The sequence below is a fragment of the Sphingobium sp. Z007 genome, assembly GCF_900013425.1.
Lineage (GTDB): Bacteria > Pseudomonadota > Alphaproteobacteria > Sphingomonadales > Sphingomonadaceae > Sphingobium.
Map to the genome: position 1 here is coordinate 581,328 of NZ_FBXK01000001.1, position 17,335 is coordinate 598,662.

General features: G+C 64.9%; 14 protein-coding genes. 12 read left to right on the forward strand and 2 right to left on the reverse strand.

Translation table 11 applies throughout. From position 1 onward, the window contains the following. Nucleotides 1-39 precede the first annotated feature (39 nt). Complete coding sequence (locus CEQ44_RS02745; protein WP_088182920.1) at nucleotides 40-921, forward strand: Rossmann-like and DUF2520 domain-containing protein; 882 nt, start codon at nucleotides 40-42, stop codon at nucleotides 919-921. Between the two features lie 81 nt (nucleotides 922-1,002). Continuing rightward, nucleotides 1,003-1,659: a TetR/AcrR family transcriptional regulator gene (locus tag CEQ44_RS02750; RefSeq protein ID WP_254913616.1), complete on the forward strand. Its 657-nt coding sequence runs from the start codon at nucleotides 1,003-1,005 to the stop codon at nucleotides 1,657-1,659. A 73-nt stretch (nucleotides 1,660-1,732) separates the two neighbouring features. On the opposite strand, the gene CEQ44_RS02755 is transcribed toward CEQ44_RS02750, so the two are convergent. Beyond that, entirely contained in the window at nucleotides 1,733-2,638 is a 906-nt protein-coding gene (locus CEQ44_RS02755; RefSeq protein WP_088182918.1) for a LysR family transcriptional regulator, read from the reverse strand. A gap of 124 nt (nucleotides 2,639-2,762) precedes the next feature. Between CEQ44_RS02755 and CEQ44_RS02760 the strand changes: the two genes are divergently transcribed. From CEQ44_RS02760 to CEQ44_RS02805, 10 genes are all read left to right on the forward strand, one after another. Further along, complete coding sequence (locus CEQ44_RS02760) at nucleotides 2,763-3,524, forward strand: glutathione S-transferase family protein (RefSeq protein ID WP_088182917.1); 762 nt, start codon at nucleotides 2,763-2,765, stop codon at nucleotides 3,522-3,524. 1 nt (nucleotide 3,525) lies between these two features. Further along, nucleotides 3,526-4,344, forward strand: a complete 819-nt coding sequence (locus tag CEQ44_RS02765) for a CmcJ/NvfI family oxidoreductase (protein ID WP_088182916.1) — start codon at nucleotides 3,526-3,528, stop codon at nucleotides 4,342-4,344. Nucleotides 4,345-4,510: 166 nt separating this feature from the next. Further along, a complete protein-coding gene (locus CEQ44_RS02770; protein ID WP_088182915.1) occupies nucleotides 4,511-5,503 on the forward strand; it encodes an alpha/beta hydrolase in 993 nt (330 codons plus the stop codon). Beyond that, a complete protein-coding gene (locus CEQ44_RS02775; protein ID WP_254913615.1) occupies nucleotides 5,500-7,101 on the forward strand; it encodes a carboxylesterase/lipase family protein in 1,602 nt (533 codons plus the stop codon). The genes CEQ44_RS02770 and CEQ44_RS02775 overlap by 4 nt, the downstream gene beginning before the upstream one ends. Beyond that, nucleotides 7,101-7,631, forward strand: coding sequence for a DUF3237 family protein (locus CEQ44_RS02780; RefSeq protein ID WP_088182914.1), 531 nt, complete (start codon nucleotides 7,101-7,103; stop codon nucleotides 7,629-7,631). The genes CEQ44_RS02775 and CEQ44_RS02780 overlap by 1 nt, the downstream gene beginning before the upstream one ends. Next, nucleotides 7,628-8,722 (forward strand): hypothetical protein, encoded by a 1,095-nt coding sequence (locus CEQ44_RS02785; protein ID WP_088182913.1) that lies wholly within the window; start codon nucleotides 7,628-7,630, stop codon nucleotides 8,720-8,722. The genes CEQ44_RS02780 and CEQ44_RS02785 overlap by 4 nt, the downstream gene beginning before the upstream one ends. 180 nt (nucleotides 8,723-8,902) lie before the next feature. Beyond that, nucleotides 8,903-10,216, forward strand: a complete 1,314-nt coding sequence (locus CEQ44_RS02790; protein ID WP_088182912.1) for an MFS transporter — start codon at nucleotides 8,903-8,905, stop codon at nucleotides 10,214-10,216. 111 nt (nucleotides 10,217-10,327) lie between these two features. Further along, nucleotides 10,328-13,285, forward strand: coding sequence for a TonB-dependent receptor domain-containing protein (locus tag CEQ44_RS02795; protein ID WP_088182911.1), 2,958 nt, complete (start codon nucleotides 10,328-10,330; stop codon nucleotides 13,283-13,285). A 61-nt stretch (nucleotides 13,286-13,346) separates the two neighbouring features. Next, complete coding sequence (locus tag CEQ44_RS02800; protein ID WP_254913614.1) at nucleotides 13,347-14,216, forward strand: shikimate dehydrogenase; 870 nt, start codon at nucleotides 13,347-13,349, stop codon at nucleotides 14,214-14,216. Nucleotides 14,217-14,238: 22 nt separating this feature from the next. Beyond that, entirely contained in the window at nucleotides 14,239-16,107 is a 1,869-nt protein-coding gene (locus CEQ44_RS02805) for a bifunctional sugar phosphate isomerase/epimerase/4-hydroxyphenylpyruvate dioxygenase family protein (protein WP_306341391.1), read from the forward strand. 378 nt (nucleotides 16,108-16,485) lie between these two features. On the opposite strand, the gene CEQ44_RS02810 is transcribed toward CEQ44_RS02805, so the two are convergent. After that, nucleotides 16,486-17,262 carry a MucR family transcriptional regulator gene (locus CEQ44_RS02810; protein ID WP_088182909.1) on the reverse strand — a complete coding sequence of 259 codons (777 nt, stop codon included), beginning with the start codon at nucleotides 17,260-17,262 and terminating at the stop codon, nucleotides 16,486-16,488. Nucleotides 17,263-17,335 lie beyond the last annotated feature (73 nt).

Sequence of the window (17,335 nt, forward strand, 5' to 3'; positions counted from 1 at the left end):
TGCTTGATCGCGGGGGCAAAGCAGTTCTAAGCATCCGCGATGCGCAGCGACCCACCCTATCGCCGGATCGGCGTCATTGGCACCGGCCGCGTCGCCAACGCCATGGCGCTGGCCCTTCACGCGCATTCGGCCGATCCGATGCTGGTCTGGGGCCGTGACCCGGCCCGGCGCAACACCATGGTTGCCGGGATCGGCCACGCCAGCGCGGCCACTGACCTGGCGGCGACAGCCGCCGCCTGCGATCTGATTCTGATCGCCGTGTCGGACGACGCCCTCTCCGATGTGGTTGGCGGCTTGGCGGGCGGCCTTCCCGCCGGTGGCACGCCCTTCATCCTCCATCTCAGCGGCCGTAGCGGCGCAGCGCTCCTCGCCCCGCTGGCGCAGCGCGGTGCCCTTACCGCGGCTGTGCATCCGGCCATGACCTTCACTGGATATCCAGTGCAAGAGGTCGGCCGCATGGTCGGCGCTCGTTTCGTCGTCACTGCTGACACACGCACGGCGATCGATGCTGCGCAAGACTTTGTCGCTCTGCTTGGCGGCGTGGCGGAGCAGGTGGGGGAAGCACAACGCCCACTCTATCACGCCGCCCTCTGCCATGCCGCCAATCATCTGGTGACCCTGATCGCCGGCGCGCGCGACGCGCTGGCGGCGGCCGGCATTGCCGAACCGGGCGCGCTGCTCGGCCCGCTCGTTCGCGCGTCGCTGGACAACAGCCTTGATCGGGGCATGGCCGCTTTGTCAGGACCGCTGCTGCGCGGCGACGACCACACCATCGCCGATCATCTCTCCGCGCTGTCGGCCGACAGCCCGGACCTCCTCCCCGCCTATCGCGCCATGGCGGGCGCGACGCTCGACCTGTTGGAGCGGTCCGGTGCAGGGCCGGCGGCGGCCTTGAGACGGATGCTGGCCGCCGCCCCATAACTGTCCGGGTTTCTGCATCCTCTCTTGTCGTACGCGCCGCTGCCAAGCTATGCCATGACCGACACAAAGAAGGACAGATGCGTGGCCAAATCGCCGACGAACATACAGGGCAGGGGAGGCGGACGGGCTGGCGAAGCAGAGGAAACCCGGCTCAACATATTGAACGTCGCGACATTGGAGTTCGCCGACAAGGGGCTAAGCGGCGCGCGCATAGATGAGATCGCCGACCGCACCGACGCGTCCAAGCGGATGATCTATTATTATTTCGGCAGCAAGGAAGGCCTGTACCGCGCCGTGCTGGAGCGGGCCTATACCGCGGTACGAGAGATCGACGCCGCCAACACGCGGAGCGACATGGCCGCCGACGCCGCGCTGCGCGATGTGGTCGGCGCGACCTTCGACTATCATCACCAGCATCCAGAATTTGTGCGGCTGGTGATGAACGAAAATATCCTGCGCGGCGCGCATATCGGCGAAATTCCGGGCATCCGCGAACGTAATCGCAAGGTGGTGGAACAACTCCGCGCCATCCTGGCGCGCGGCGTGGAAAGCCGCCATTTCCGCGAAGGCATCGACCCGCTGGAACTACATATGACAATCAGCGCGCTCTGCTTCTACAATGTCTCGAACCGTTACACTGTTTCCTACGGATTCGAACGAGACGTCACCGCGCCCAAGGTGCTGGCGCGGCGGCGCTCCAATGTCATCGACATCGTCGAAAGCTGGTGCCGGGCCTGAATTTGGTGTTGTAGGTGTTGACGAACGGGCATCGGACAACTGTTGGACATAAGGTGCTTTATTGCACGATGCCTTAGCCAGCCAACCACCCCTCTCGCGACAATGCCAACAACGCATGCGCTGCCGGCCGCGCCGCAAGACGCTTTGCAAAGACCAGGCCGACTTCAATCGCGGGAAGACCGACGGGCAGCGACAGCGCCACCAGCTTGCCGGCCTCCACATCCTCGCGCGCCATCTGCGCGAACAGGCATGCCATGGCCTTGCCCTGGAACAATGTCTGCCGCGCCAACCGGGGATTGGCGGTTTGCAGCGCGATGGGATTGCCCGCTATGCCCAGCCGCGCCATCGCCGCATCGATGACGTCGCGCAACCGATCTTTGCGCGGCAGGGGTATCAGGGGACAGGCGGACAGGTCGGCAACCGACACGCGCTGGCGCCGCGCCAAAGGATGGTCGCGCCCGACATAGAAGGCGATCTCCTCCCTGCCGAAAATCTCGCAGGACGCGGGCAAACTGCCCTCCAATCCAATGTGAAAACCGATATCGGCCTCGCCGCGCATGACGGCATCGGCCGCGGGGTGCGTGTCATCGGGGTCGATTTCGATCTGATATTGCGGATAGCGCTGGCCAAATTCGGCGAGCGCCTCCGCCAGGCGAAATGTCACATAGCCCGGCCCGGTGACGATCAGCCGCCGACGGCTCCGCCCCTCCGCGTCCGACCCCAATTCCCGCATCAGATTCTGCGCCTGTTCCAGCATCGGCACGGCATAGCGATAGAGCCGATGCCCGTTTTCGGTCAGTTGCGAGGTCGCGCCCTGGCGGCGTTGGAACAGGCTATGCCCGATCATCCGTTCCATCGCGCGAACATGGCCGGATACCGAAACCTGCGTGATGGCCAGCCGCTCGGCACAGGCGCGGAAGCTGCCAAGGTCGACCACCTCGACAAAGACCTGCAATTGCCGGAAAGTAAGACCGATCATCCCGATACCGATAGCCTGAAGCCTAAGGCTGTCATAGGGCACAGCCTGCTACCGGGCAAGTCGATCGACTTGTAGGCTCCTCAATAACGACGCGGTCATCAGGCTGCGCGTCTGGAGAGAGACCGTGCTGACGCTCTATCATGCCGAACCCGGCGCCAATTCGCTCAAATGCCTCATCCCCCTCTTCGAAAAAGCGCTACCGTTCGACAGCGTCTATATCGACCTGCACAAGTTCGAACAGCATGAGGCCTGGTTCGTCGCGATCAATCCCGAAGGCCAGGTGCCCGTGCTCGACCATGACGGGCAGATCGTCACGCAGACCACGGTGATCAACGAATATCTCGAAGACGCTTTTCCCGACGCGCCGGCGCTGCGCCCCGCCGATCCCCTGGGCGTTGCGCGTATGCGTTACTGGAACAAGTTCGTTGACGAACATGTGATGAACTTTGTCTCAATGTGGGGGTGGCACCGCTTTGTGGGTGTTTTGGCCCGCGGGATTGAAAGCGGCGACTTCGAACGCATGGTTGATCGTATCCCGCTCCATGAGCAGCGCGAGAAATGGAGGACCGCGCGGTCGGGCTTCAGCGAAGCGGATCTCGCCAACGCCAAGCGCAAGATGGCGTTGGCGCTGGACAAGGTCGAGGTGCAACTGGGCGAGACCCCATGGCTCGCGGGCGACAGCTACACGCTCGCCGACATCAATTTCTACGCACATTGCGGCATGTATGCCGCGCGCATGTTCCCCGACCTCACCGATCCCGCCCGGCATCCGCGGCTGGCGGCGTGGCGCGATCGTATCGCTGGTCGTCCCGCCGTCACCCAGGCGCTCGCCATGCCCGATCACACCAACCCGGCGCTGCGCACCTTTAGCGGCGAAGTCCATTAGGATGGGCGACCGCCGCACCGTCACCAGCACCTTGGGCTTCAGCGAATTGCTGGATCAGCGCATGGAATTTTTCGCCAACGATAATCGGCGCGACCGCATGAACGTCACGCAGCGCGCCGTGCAAATCGAAAATGTGCGCCACCGGGCGACCCCGCCCTCCCTGGAAAAGGAAGGCTTCGCGCTGGTGCCGCATAAGAGCGCGATCACCGATTTTCGGGACGAATCCGAAGTCGAGCGCATCCACCCCGCGGAGATCGTTGACCTGCTGCGCCATATATCGGGCGCCGATCATGTCGAAGTGACCGGCCGCGCCATTCTGCGCTTTGGCGAGCGGTCGGGCGAGTCCGGCGCGCTCGATAATTCGCGGCCCGCGCGCTATGTGCATGTCGATATCAGCGACGCCACCGGCGCGCTCTTCAATGCACAAAGCCAGGCGCCACCGGGGCGCGCGATCCGGCGCATCGCCCGCTACAATGTATGGCGCGCGATCACGCCGCCACCGCAGGATGTCCCGCTGGCGGTCTGCGAATCCGCGTCCGTCGCGCGCGATGACCTGCTCCCCGCCTGGGCGATGTTCGACCGCGACGGCGAAGTCGTCTTCTCGTTCGAGGCCTGGGTGCTGCGCTATAATCGCTCGCAACGCTGGGCCTATTTCGCCGACATGACGCCACACGAAGCACTGGTCTTCAAGACCCATGACACCGATCCGAACTATCCCAGCCATGTCCCGCATGGTGCCTTCGACGATCCCACTTGCCCCGAAAACGCGGTGCCGCGCAGCAGCGTCGAAATGCGCGGCGTGGCCTATTGGTACGCCTGACGCAGAGGGGCGCGCTAGTCGCCGCGCCCCTCCCGTTCGACGCCTGCGGATCATCGCCATATCCCGTCGCGCTATGATGCGCGTCATCACCGGGCTTGCCTTCACGATAGCCGATGATATTTGTGTACGAAATAGTTAGCATAAGAATCGTGGATGGGAGAGGAAAATGCACAAGCGTATCGCGCTATCATTGGGCTTGGCATTGGGCCTGGCGCTGCTGGCGGTACATGGACAGGTCCATGCGCAGGCGCCAACGCCGGCCACCGCGCCCGAACCGGCGCTGGGCGATCCGATGCCCGACCGCATCCTGACCCTCGCCAATGGCGTCACGGTCAATGCGGACATCGCCTATTCCGTGATCCCCGGCTACCGCCCGATCATCCTCGATCTGTACCGCCCCGCGGCTCAGACCGGCCCGCTTCCGCTCGTCCTATACATCCACGGCGGCGGCTGGGCGAACGGCCATACCCGCCAATCCGGCGCGTTCAGCGATTTCCCCGCGGTTCTGGCCGACCTGTCGGCGCGCGGCTATATCGTCGCCTCGCTCGAATATCGCCTGTCGAAGGAAGCGCCTTTCCCCGCCGCGATCGACGATGTCCGCACCGCCATCCGCTTCCTGCGCGCCAGCGCCGCCCGCTTCGGGGTTGACCCCGCCCATGTCGCGGTGTGGGGCGGATCGGCGGGCGGTCAACTGGCGGCGCTCGCTGCGCTCCAATGCGGCGGCGCGCCGACCGGCGAGGACACGAGCAACCCCACCCAAAGCGACTGCGTGCAGGCGGCTGTCGGCTGGTACGGCGTCTATGATTTCGCAACCATGCCGGGCGCGATCGCGGGTGCCGAAAACGCCTATCTCGACTGCGTGAAGCCCGATTGCCCTGCCGATCGCGTCAAGGCCGCCAGTCCCGCCGCCCATGTCGACGCCAAAGACCCGCCGATGCTGCTGATCCACGGCACGGACGACAAGGTCGTGCCTGTCGCCCAGTCGCAGCAGCTCGCCGCCACGCTCAAGGCGGCGCATGTCCCCGTCACGCTCGATATCATCCCCAGCGTCGGCCATAGCTGGATCGGCGCGGATGCGGGCGCCACCCGCGCCGCCTCGCTGCGCGCGCTCGACCGCACCTTCCGCTTCTTCGACACGCAATTGAAGGGCAAGAAATGATGCGCCGCTTGATGCTGGCCCTAGGCCTGTTCCTCGCCGCGCCCGCATCAGCGCAAGTCGTCGATCGTCCCGCCGGCGATCCAGTCCGCACGACTGACGGCCTAGTGGCAGGCAAGATACTCAAGTCCGGCGTTCGCGCCTGGCTGGGCGTCCCCTTCGCCGCGCCGCCGGTCCGCGACCTGCGCTGGCGCGATCCGCAGCCCCATGCCCGCTGGGACGGCGTCTGGAACGCCGATCGCTTTGCGCCCGAATGTATCCAGCCGCTGCGCGCCCGCAACATCAACCATTATTTCGGCGAAGAAGCGACCAGCGAGGACTGCCTCTATCTCAACATCTGGGCGCCGCCCGGTCCCGCGCCCGCTGGCGGCTATCCGGTGGTCGCCTGGATCTATGGCGGCGGCTTCAATATCGGTTCGGCGTCCATGGCCAATTATGCAGGCGATGCGCTCGCCGCCAAGGGCGTGGTCTATATCGCGATCGCCTATCGCGTCGGCCCATTGGGCTTCCTCGCACACCCCGCGCTCAGCGCTGAAAATGGGGGCAAATCGGGCAATTACGGCCTGAAGGATCAGGTCGCCGCGCTGCAATGGATAAAGGCCAACATCGCTGGTTTCGGCGGCAATCCGGGGCATGTGACGATCGCGGGCCAGTCCGCCGGATCGATGGCGGTATCGCTGCTGCAAGCCAGCCCCGCCGCCCGCGGCCTTTTCCAGCGCGCGGTCGGCATGAGCGGCGGTGCCTTTGGCGGCATGGCCGCGCCCGCCCCGCTCAAGGACGCCGAAGCCGAAGGCCTCGCGCTGCAACAGGCGCTGGGCGCAACGTCGATCGAACAGATGCGCGATCTCCCCGCCGACCAGTTGATCGCCCGCGCCGCGCCGGTGCGCCGCCGCCCGATCGTGATCGACGGCGACGTTGTTACGGAAATCCCCACCAGCGCCTTTGCCGCCGGACGCCAGAATGACGTGCCGCTGCTGCTCGGCTTCACTCGCGACGAAAATTTCCGGTCACTGGGGCCGATCGCCACCGTGGCGGACTATGACGCCGCCGTGCGCCGCGCCTTTCCCGCGAACGCCGCGACCATCCTGCAACGCTACCCCGCCCGCACGCCACAGGAAGCGCAGCGGCAGGCGCGCGATATCGAACGCGATTCCACCCTGAACACACAGATGGCCCAATGGGCGCTGGCGCAATCGGCAACCGGCAAGGCCCCTGTCCACGCCTGGTTCTTCACCCGCGTCCATCCCTATCGCCCCGGAGTCCCCTTCGCCGATCATGACCCCGCAACCGTAGGCGCCTATCATTCGGGCGACATCCCCTATTGGCTGGGCACGCTAGACAGTCTCAATCGCTTCCGCATCACGCGGGATTGGACCGCAGTGGATCAGGGCCTGTCGACCGAGATGATGGACAGCCTGATCGCCTTTGCCCGCACCGGCGATCCCGGCCCGAACTGGCCCGCCTTCACGCGCGCCAGGCCCAAGGTGCTGCAACTGGGCGACACGCGCAGCGTGATCCCCTGGCCCCATTTCGCCGACTGGCCGCTGTTCGGCGACGCCCCGCCGCCGCTGCCCGGCGAACGCCCGCGGATCAGGGACTGATGGCCATGATCGACCGACGGCAGGTCTTGACCGGCCTCGGCGGCGCAATCGCCTTGACGGCACTGCCGGGCAGGGCAGGGGCGGCCACGACCGACGCGCCGGGCCTCGACTTCGTCTATGAAGCCATCGTCACGCTCGAACCCACGCAGGAGTTTGGCCCGACCCCGCTCGGCACCCGCAGGCGCATCCCCATCACCGGCGGCAGTTTCGCCGGGCCGCGCATCCGCGGCACAGTGCTGGCGGGCGGCGCGGACTGGCAATTGCACCGCGCCGACAACTGGACCGTGATCGAAGCCGACTATATGATGCGCACGGACGATGGCACGCCGATCCACGTCCGCAATGTCGGTCTGACCAACAGCCGCGTCCCCGCCGCACCCAGCCGCTATCTGCGCACCGTCCCCAGTTTCGAAGCCCCCACCGGCCCGCACGACTGGCTCAACCAGGCGATCTTCATCGGCACGCTCGGCCCGCCGCCCGACGACGCGCCCAAACCGTCGGTATGCATCCGCGTCTATCGCGTCACATGAGGCGGCGCGCGATCCTTGCTGGCGCGGCGGCGCTGGCGCTGGCGGGTTGCGCGACGACATCGCCCGCGCCGCCATCGGCCGCCGACTGCGCTCCAACGGACCAGTTCGCCTTCGTCTGCGGCACGAAAAAACCCGAAGACCTCGCCCATATCCCCGACACCCCCTGGATCGTCGCCAGCGGCTTTACCACCGGATCGGGCCTGAAACTGGTCGACAGCCGCACCCGCCGCGCCAGCCTGTGGTTCACCGCCGCGCCTGATCAGGTCGCGCCCGACCCCCGCTATCCCGATTGCGCCACGCCGCCCGATCCGGCGCTGTTCACCGCCCGCGGCCTCAGCCTACGCATGATCGAACAGGGGCAGGGCAGGCTACTGGTCGTCAACCATGGCGGCCGCGAAGCCATCGAAGTCTTCGCCATCGACGCGCGCGGGCAGGGGGCGCCGACCCTGCGCTGGCAGGGGTGCCTCGCCATGCCGCCGGGCCATGTCGCCAACGCCGTCGCCTCCTACACAGATGGCACCGTAATCGCCACCGTGCTGACCCGCCCCGGCACCAGCATCACCGATTTCGTCCTCGGCCGCACCACCGGCGGCGTCTATGAACGCCAGCCCGGCGAGCGCGCCTTCCGCCTGCTGCCCGGCACGGAATTGCCGGGCAATAACGGGCTGGAAACCGCGCGCGACGACAGCGGCTTCTACGTCATCGCCTTTGGCCTGCGCGACGTGGTCGCTTATGCGCGCCACGACACGCGCCAGCCGCTTTGGCGCGCGCAGGCGCCCGAATTCATGCCCGACAATATTCATTGGGACGGCGACCGCCTGCTGCTCGCCGGCATGGTGCGCGACGAACCGGCCTGCGGCGGTGTGCGCCAGATCGTCAATGGCGCGGCGGATGGCATGCTGTGCCATCGCGGCTACGTCGTGGCGCAGCTCGATCCTGCGACCCGGCGCTTGTCGCTCGTCGCTTATGGGCCGCCCGATCCGGCTTTCAACGGCGTGTCGGCGGCAGTGATAGTGGATGACGATCTCTGGCTCGGCTCCTACCAGGCGGACCGGATCGCCATTCGGCAGCTACCCCACACGCTGCCGTAAATTTGTATGAACTAGTTCGTACATTTCTCTTGCCGCCATATTCGACTTGGCATAGAAGCGACTCTGCAAGATCGGGAAACATATTCCGACGGATGGGGAGGATCGGCCATTGACGGCCCAGTGCAGCATCTATCGTTCGAACGCCCGTCATCCCGACCGTCCGGGCACGGCGTCCTGCGCATGGCGCGCCGTATGACGGCGCCCGCAAACGCCGCCGGCCTGCTGCGCCCCACCCGCGCGCGCATCGGCGTGCTGGCGCTCATCAGCGTCGCCACCCTGCTCAACTATATGGACCGCGCCGTCATGGGCGTCGCCGCCCCCTCGCTGACCGCGGAACTGAAAATTTCACCGGAAATGATGGGCTTCATCTTCTCGGCCTTTTCCTGGACCTATGCCGCGTCGCAAATCCCCGGCGGGCTGCTGCTCGATCGGCTGGGCACGCGCATCACCTATGCCGGATCGCTGATCCTCTGGTCCTTCTTCACGTTGCTCCACGGCCTGGCCGGTAATGTGGCTATGTTGTTCGGCTTCCGTCTTGCGCTGGGCATGGCGGAGGCACCTTGCTACCCGTGCAACAGCCGCATCCTCAGCAGTTGGTTCCCGCAGGATGAGCGGGCGCGGGCCAATTCCGTCTATGCCGTGGGGCAATATGCCGGCCTCGCCTTCTTCGCGCCGGTGCTGTTCTGGGTGGTCGGCAGCTTCGGCTGGCGGGCCCTCTTCCTGATCGCCGGTGCGCTCGGCATGGCGTTCGGCCTGCTCATGTACGCCCGCTATCGCGATCCCGGCGAAAGCGAGCGCGTCAACGCCGCCGAACTGGCCTATATCAAGGCGGGCGGGGGCGTCGCCATCGCTGGCAAGCATGAAAAAATTCCCTTCTCCTGGGCCAATGTGCGCAAATTGATGGGCAAGCGCCAGATATTGGGCGCGTCGATCGGCCAGTTTTGCGGCAATTCCACCCTGGTCTTCTTCCTCACCTGGTTCCCGACCTATCTGGCGACCGAGCGCGGCATGGACTGGCTCAAATCCGGCACCTTCGCCGTGCTGCCCTATATCGCCGCCTCCGCCGGCGTCTTGCTGGGCGGGCAGGTGTCCGACATGCTGATCCGCCGCACCGGTTCCGCCAATATCGGGCGGAAACTGCCGATCGTCGCGGGCCTGCTGCTCGCCTCCACCATCGTCGCGGCCAATTTCGTGCAGAGCAACACTTTGGTCATCGCCATCATGTCGATCGCCTTTTTCGGCCAGGGCATGGTCAATCTGGGCTGGACCCTGATTTCGGACGTCGCCCCGCGCCAGTTCATCGGCCTGACCGGCGGCGTCTTCAATCTCTGCGCCAATCTGGCCGGCATCGTCACGCCGATCGTCGTCGGCGTGATCGTGGGGCAGACCGGCTCCTTCTATTTCGCGCTCGCCTTCATCGGCGTCCTCGCGCTGGTCGGGGCCGCCGCCTATATTTTTATCGTGGGGGATGTGCGCCGGGTGGAAATGGACTGAACGCCAGATCGCCATAACGCATGACTGCCAAGCATAACCAAAAGGGCCAACAGAGCCTCGGATCGCACGGTTTATGTACGAACTATTTAGTAATAAAAAAGGGAGGATAGCATGAAGTCAGGTTTCAACACGCAGCTTCGCCTCGGCGGATCGCTCGCCGCCATGGCGCTTGCCGCCTGCATATCGCCGCTCTGGGCGCAGGATCAGGCCGCCCCGGCGGAGGAAGCCGCCACCGCGCTGGCCCCGCCCGCCGCCGATGCTTCGGCGCAGCAGAATGCCGACATCGTCGTCACCGGCTCGCTGATCGCCCGGCCGAACAATGTCGCGGTCAGCCCGATCGTCACCGTCTCGGATGAACTGGTCCAGCAAAGCGGCCAGATCACGCTGGAAGATTCGCTGAACCAACTGCCCGGCTTCACCCCGTCTGGCAATGCCGGCACCGGCGGGCAGGGGGCTGGCGGCCGCGCTACGCTCAACCTGCGTGGCCTGGGTTCCAACCGCAACCTCGTCCTGCTCGACGGCCGCCGCCTGCCGTTGTCGGACATTAACGGCAATGTCGATATCAACATCCTGCCGGAATCGATCATCGGCTCGGTGGACGTCATCACTGGCGGTGCGTCGGCCATTTACGGGTCGGACGCCATGTCCGGCGTCGTCAATTTCAAGACCGACAAATATTTTGATGGCATCCGCGGCGATATCCAGAACGGCGACAGCTTCCGCGGCGACTATGGCAAGTTCAACGCGTCGCTGGCGCTCGGCACCAAATTTGCCGACGACCGTGGTCGCCTGATGCTGGCCTTGAGCTATGGCCAGCGCGATCCGCTGTCCGGCTCGCAGCGCGACTTTTTCTCCGACAAAGTGCCCTCCTCCTTCATCGGCACCGGCGCTTTCGTGCCCGATGCGTTGAACCTGCCCAATCGGGCGGTGCTCAATGGCCTCTTCGCCAGCTATGGCGTCACCACGCCGGTCAACCCGACGCTGAACCTGGGCTTCAACAATGACGGCTCGCTGTTCGCGCAGACGGGCGCGATCAATTATAAAGGGCCAACGACCGGCGCCTATGCCGTGGTTGGCGGCAATGTGCGTATGCCCGTCGGCCCGCAGTTGCAGATTCTCAACGCCTTCGAACGCAAATCCGCCTTCGCCAAGGGCGAATATGACCTGACGGAATCGCTGACCGCCTATGGCCAGTTCCTCTATGTCGACTCCACCGTCACCACCGAAAGCGGCGGCAGCCTGACGCAGTTCGCGCCCTTCACCACCATTCCGGTCACCAATCCCTTCATCCCCACCGACCTGTCCACCCTGCTGGCCTCGCGCGCCAATCCCGCCGCGCCCTTCCGCTGGAGCGCCCGCTATGTCGGCATCGGCGACAAGGGCTGGGACGAAAACTACCGCGTCCAGCAATATCTGGGCGGGCTGAAGGGCACGATCGGCGGATCGTGGAAGTTCGACGCCTTCGCCGCTTATGACGAAACCGTCCACACCCAGTCGATGTTCAACGCGGTACTCAAGTCGCGGGTCCAGACCCTCCTAAACGCCCCCGATGGCGGCGCGTCGCTCTGCGCAGGCGGCTTCAACCCCTTCGGCATCGCCAATGCGACCAGCCTGTCGCGCGAATGTCAGCAATATATGACCGCGACGATCAACAGCCGCGAACGACTGACCCAGACGCAGGTCCAGGGCCAGGTCAACGGCCCGCTGTTCAACCTGCCCGCCGGCCCTGTCCAGCTGGCGCTGCTTGCTGGCTATCGCAAGAACACCTATAAATATGATCCCAGCTCCGACCTGGTGACCAACAATGTCGAGGGCGTCGTCGGCTCAAACCCGGCCCGCGGCGAGATCAGCGTCAAGGAGTTCGCGGCGCAGATCGACGTGCCGCTCCTGTCCGAAACCCCCTTCTTCCACGAACTGGGCGTCGGCGCGGCCTTTCGCTATTCTGACTATAAGCCCAGCGGTAGCGTCAAAAGCTATGAATTTGATGCCCGCTGGCAACCCGTCCAGTCGCTGCTGATCCGCGGCAGCTATCAGCGGGCTGTCCGTGCGCCCAATATCGGCGAACTCTTCTCGCCCGTCACCGGGTCTCAGCTTGCCATCGGCACCCCGCCGCTGGCGATCGGCGATCCCTGCGACGTTCGATCGCCCGCCCGCACCGGCGCCAATGGCGCGCAAGTCCGCGATCTCTGCCTGGCGCAGGGCATCCCGGCCGCGGCGATCGACGCCTATCAATTCGCCACCACCGCGACCGGCGGCAATATCCAGGGCAACAGCGCTCTGACCCCTGAAAAGGCGAACACCTTCAACGTCGGCTTTGTCTATAACCCCAAATTCTCTTCGCCCTGGCTGTCGGGTTTCTCCTTCTCGGTCGATTACTACAACATAAAGATCCGCAACGTCATCTCGACCATCAATGGTCTGACAGTCCTCGCCAAATGCTATAATCTGGACGGATCGAACAGCAGCTATGCGAGCAGCAACGAATTCTGCCAACTGGTCGAACGTGACCCGACCGGCCAGCTCGTCGCTATCGCCCAGCCTTATCTGAACCTCGGCGCACTAGACACCGACGGCGTCGATGTGCAGGTCAACTGGTCGCTGCGCCTGTCGGAAGCCGGCATTGGCGACGGATCGGGCAAAATCTACGCCTCGTCCGCCATCGGCTGGCTGAACCATTATAAGGTTCAGACGCTGCCCGGTTCGGCGTCGCAGGATTTTGTCGGCACCAGCACGCCGGGCCGTCCGCTGCCCAAGTGGAAGGCGTTGACGACCCTTGGCTACAGTTCCGACGTGTTCGGCATCGGTCTGCGCTGGCGCTATCAGGGCAAGCTGCGCGACATCAGCGCCATCACCTCGCCCGCCACGGAACAGGTGGGGGTGAAGCCCTACAATCTGTTCGATGTCTTCTCGACCGTCGACATCAACGACAATCTGCAACTGCGCGGCGGCGTCACCAACCTGTTCGACAAGGCCATTCCCTTCGTCGCCAGTTCGCAGAACGGCACGGATGCCGGCACTTACGACATGGTCGGCCGCTCCTTCTATGTCGGCGCGAAGTTCAAATTCTGATCGCTCCCCGGTCCCTGTCGTACCGCGATGGGGACCACTCCTTCTCATTGGATCGTCACCCTTGACCCAATCCCGCTCCGTCCCGCGCTATCTTACCGGCCTGATCGGCCGCGACATCCAGGCGTCGATTACCCCGCGCCTGCACGAAAGCGAAGCGGATGCGCAGGGCGTCCGCCTCATCTACCGCCTGTTCGATTTCGCGGCCGACGATATGGACGAAAGCGACCTGCCGGGCCTGCTCAATGCGCTGCAACGCGCCGGTTTTGCCGGCGTCAACGTCACCCACCCTTATAAGCAGGCGGTCATCGCCCATCTTGACGATCTGTCCCCGCAAGCCGCGCAGATCGGTTCGGTCAACACCGTCGTCTTCCGCGATGGCCGCCGCATCGGCTACAATACCGACGTCACCGGCTTTGCCGAAAATCTCCGCACCGGCCTGCCGCAGGACGCCGCCATGACCCGCGTCGTCCAAATGGGCGCCGGCGGGGCAGGGGCCGCCACCGCCCATGCGCTGATGGACCTGGGCGTGGCGCAGCTTACCTTGTTCGATTCCGATGCGACGCGCGCCGCGACGCTCTGCAACGCGCTATGCGCCGTGCATGGCGCTGGCCGCGCGATCGTGGGCGACGATCTCGCCGCATCGGTCGCCCAGGCCGACGGCATCGTCAACGCTACGCCCATGGGCATGGCCGTGCATCCCGGCTCGGCGATCCCGCGCGACCTGCTCGAACCCCGGCTGTGGGTCACCGACATCGTCTATTTCCCGCTCGAAACCCAGCTGTTGCGCGAGGCCCGGGCGGCAGGTTGCACCACCCTCGACGGCAGCGGCATGACCATCTTCCAGGCCGTCGGCGCGTTCCATCATTTCACGGGTCGCACCGCCGATCCGGCGCGCATGGGCGTCAATTTCCGCGCTGCACTAGAAAGCTGACCGAAATGGAGGAACGCCAATCATGACCCTGCTATTCGGCATCGCCACCGTCTCGCTCAGCGGCACGCTGGAGGAAAAACTCCGCGCCGCGTCCGCCGCAGGCTTCGATGGCGTGGAGATTTTCGAAAACGACCTGATCGCCTCGCCGCTGCGCCCGCGCGACGTCCGCACGATGCTCGATGATCTTGGCCTGTCCTGCATGCTCTACCAGCCGTTCCGCGATTTCGAAGGGATGCCCGGCGCCATGCGCCAGCGCGCCTTCGACCGCGCAGCGGCAAAATTCGACTTGATGGGCGAGCTAGGCACGCGCCACATCCTGCTCTGCTCCAACTGCTCGCCCCATGCCCTGGGCGAACGCAACCGCATCGTCGCCGACTTCCAGCAACTGGGCGAACTCGCCGCCAGCTACGATATCATCGTTGGCTATGAAGCGCTCGCCTGGGGCCGCCATGTGTTCGACCATCGCGACGCCTGGGCGATCGTGGAGGCGGTCGATCATCCCCATGTCGGCATCATCCTCGACAGTTTCCATTCCTTGTCGCGGGGTATCCCCAGCGACAGCATCCGCGCCATCCCCGGCGATAAGATCGCGTTCGTCCAGCTCGCCGACGCCCCGAAACTGGACATGGACCTCCTCTATTGGAGCCGCCACTTCCGCAACTTCCCTGGCCAAGGGGGCCTGCCGGTCGAAGCCTATGTCGCCGAAATATTGGCGACCGGCTATACAGGCCCGCTCAGCCTCGAAATCTTCAACGACCGTTTCCGCGGCTGGTCCGCCGACCTGATCGCCGCCGACGGCCTGCGCTCGCTGCGCCATGTCGAGGATGCCGCGCTGCGCCTGCTCGATCGCCCGACCGCCGCGCCCGCGCCACCGCCCCATGTCCGGCCGGAATTTGTCGAATTTGCCGTCAGCGACGCGGACGTTCCGGCGCTCGAAGCGATGTTCGGCTCGCTCGGCTTCATCCGCACCGGCATCCACCCGGCCAAGGCGGTCAGCCGCTGGCAGGCCGGGTCGGTCAACCTCGTCATCAACGCCGAACCGCACGGCTTCGGCCATAATTTCCACCAGACCCACGGCCCGTCCATCTGCGCCGTCGGCCTGGTCGTGCCGGACCGCGATGCCGTCGCCGCCCGCGCAGCACATCTGGGCATCCGCACCGTCGATGACCAGGACGCACCCGGCAACCTCGCCTTCCCGGCACTGCGCGGCATCGGCGGCAGCCTCGTCTATCTGATCGGGGAAGGGGAGGCGAACGCCATGTGGGACGGCGAATTTGCCCCCACCGGCGCGGTCCATGACGACGCGCCGCTCGCCATCGATCATCTAGCCGCCGTCGTCCAGATCGAGGAATATCTATCCTGGCAACTCTATTGGCGCTCGCTCTTCGGCTTGCAGCAAAGTTTCCAGGCCGACGTCATCGACCCGTCCGGCCTCGTCCTCAGCCAACCGCTCCAGTCCGCCGACGGTGCCCTGCGCGTCACCCTCAACGCCTCCGAAGCACTCGGCACATTGTCGTCGCGTTTCGTCGAACATAATCTGGGCGGCGGCTATCAGCATATCGCCCTGTCCACGCCAGACCTGCTGGCAACCGCCGACCATATGGCGGGCAAGGGCGCCGACATCCTGCCGATCCCACCCAATTACCATGACGACATCGCCGCCCGCTTCGGTCTGGATCACCAGCGCGTTGCTGCCCTGACGGAGGCGCATATATTGTACGACGCCGACGGCTCCGGCGAATATTTACAACTCTACAGCCGCGCCTTCCGCAAGCGCTTCTTCTTCGAATTTGTCGAGCGCGACCATTATCAAGGCTATGGCGCGCCCAACGCCAGCATCCGCCTCGCCGCGCAGGAACGCTATAAAAGCGCTGCTAACGATGTGGAATAATGGCGGACCATAATGAGATCATGCCTCATTTTAGAGCATGATGACCTTACTGTGATCCGCTCGTCCTGAGTAGCCATTGAGCCTGTCGAAATGGCGTATCGAAGGATCGCGCGCGCGTGATGTTTCGATATTGGTCTTCGACAAGCTCAGACCATACTCAACATGAACGGGTTGGGTTACGTTAAAGTCATCAGACTCCAATCGTCATTGCGAGCGTAGCGAACCAATCCAATGGCACGTCCTTGGATTGGTTGGGCGTCGCCCGCCTTCGGCCCGCTACGCTCGCTATGACGAGGCTAGACAACGTAAAGTCAGGCGTCGCTAGACACATGCTGACCGCAACGCGCCGCCCATCAGAACGGCGCGTCGCCCATAGCGTCAGGAAGTCGCGTCGGCCGTCCCGGTCTTGGCCGCCTTGATGCCCAGCTTCTTGCGCGGCGTCTTGGCCGGGCTTTTTGCCTTGACAGGTTCAGACGCCACAGCCGTGTCGACCGTGGGAGTGGGCGCCGCCGTCGCCGCCGTCGCCGCCTTGGGCTTGCGACCGGGCCTCTTAGCCGCGGGCTTTGGCGCCGCCTCCGCCTGCGCGTCCGCCTCGGCCGGATCGCTGGCGGGCTTGGGCGCAACCTTCCGCTTGGGGGCCGCAGCACCGGTCGGCGTCTTGCGGCTCACTTTAGGTTTCGGCGCAGCCGCTTCAGGCTTCGGCGCTGGCGCAACCGGCGGCGCTTCCGCCGCGGCCGCCGCTGCGGCGCGCGCCTGCGTCCCACGCTGGCCCAATCCCAGCTTCTGCGCCACTTCCCGGCGCTGTTCGGAATAGGCCTGCGCCACCATCGGATAGGACGCGGGCAATCCATAGCGTTCGCGATACTCGGCCGGGGTCAGGCCGTGCGTGGCCAAGTGCCGTTTCAGCGTCTTGTACGGCCGCCCGTCGATCAGGCTCAATATATGCTCACGCGACGCGATGCTCTTGCGCACGCTCACCGCCGGCACATGCTCGACCGTTTCGACTGGCTCAGGCGCAGTCTCAGCGATCAACGCGGCCCGCGTCGACTGGATCAACCCGGCCAAGTCTTCGCTGGAGACTGTGTTGTTGGCGACATAAGCGCTTAATAACTGGACGGTCAGGCTCGTATAATCGGGCTGTTCGGTATCGGCCATGGAAACATCCTATCCAGATAAGGTCGGGTCGCAGGCTTGGGATCGGCTGGCCCGATGGACCTTGTGCCCTCGT

Bases quoted from the DNA above. Each gene is read 5' to 3' on its own strand.
- CEQ44_RS02745 (WP_088182920.1), top strand. From the start codon at position 40: ATGCGCAGCGACCCACCCTATCGCCGGATCGGCGTCATTGGCACCGGC.
- CEQ44_RS02755 (WP_088182918.1), bottom strand. From the start codon at position 2,638: ATGATCGGTCTTACTTTCCGGCAATTGCAGGTCTTTGTCGAGGTGGTC.
- CEQ44_RS02765 (WP_088182916.1), top strand. From the start codon at position 3,526: ATGGGCGACCGCCGCACCGTCACCAGCACCTTGGGCTTCAGCGAATTG.
- CEQ44_RS02770 (WP_088182915.1), top strand. From the start codon at position 4,511: ATGCACAAGCGTATCGCGCTATCATTGGGCTTGGCATTGGGCCTGGCG.
- CEQ44_RS02775 (WP_254913615.1), top strand. From the start codon at position 5,500: ATGATGCGCCGCTTGATGCTGGCCCTAGGCCTGTTCCTCGCCGCGCCC.
- CEQ44_RS02780 (WP_088182914.1), top strand. From the start codon at position 7,101: ATGGCCATGATCGACCGACGGCAGGTCTTGACCGGCCTCGGCGGCGCA.
- CEQ44_RS02785 (WP_088182913.1), top strand. From the start codon at position 7,628: ATGAGGCGGCGCGCGATCCTTGCTGGCGCGGCGGCGCTGGCGCTGGCG.
- CEQ44_RS02790 (WP_088182912.1), top strand. From the start codon at position 8,903: ATGGCGCGCCGTATGACGGCGCCCGCAAACGCCGCCGGCCTGCTGCGC.
- CEQ44_RS02795 (WP_088182911.1), top strand. From the start codon at position 10,328: ATGAAGTCAGGTTTCAACACGCAGCTTCGCCTCGGCGGATCGCTCGCC.
- CEQ44_RS02805 (WP_306341391.1), top strand. From the start codon at position 14,239: ATGACCCTGCTATTCGGCATCGCCACCGTCTCGCTCAGCGGCACGCTG.
- CEQ44_RS02810 (WP_088182909.1), bottom strand. From the start codon at position 17,262: ATGGCCGATACCGAACAGCCCGATTATACGAGCCTGACCGTCCAGTTA.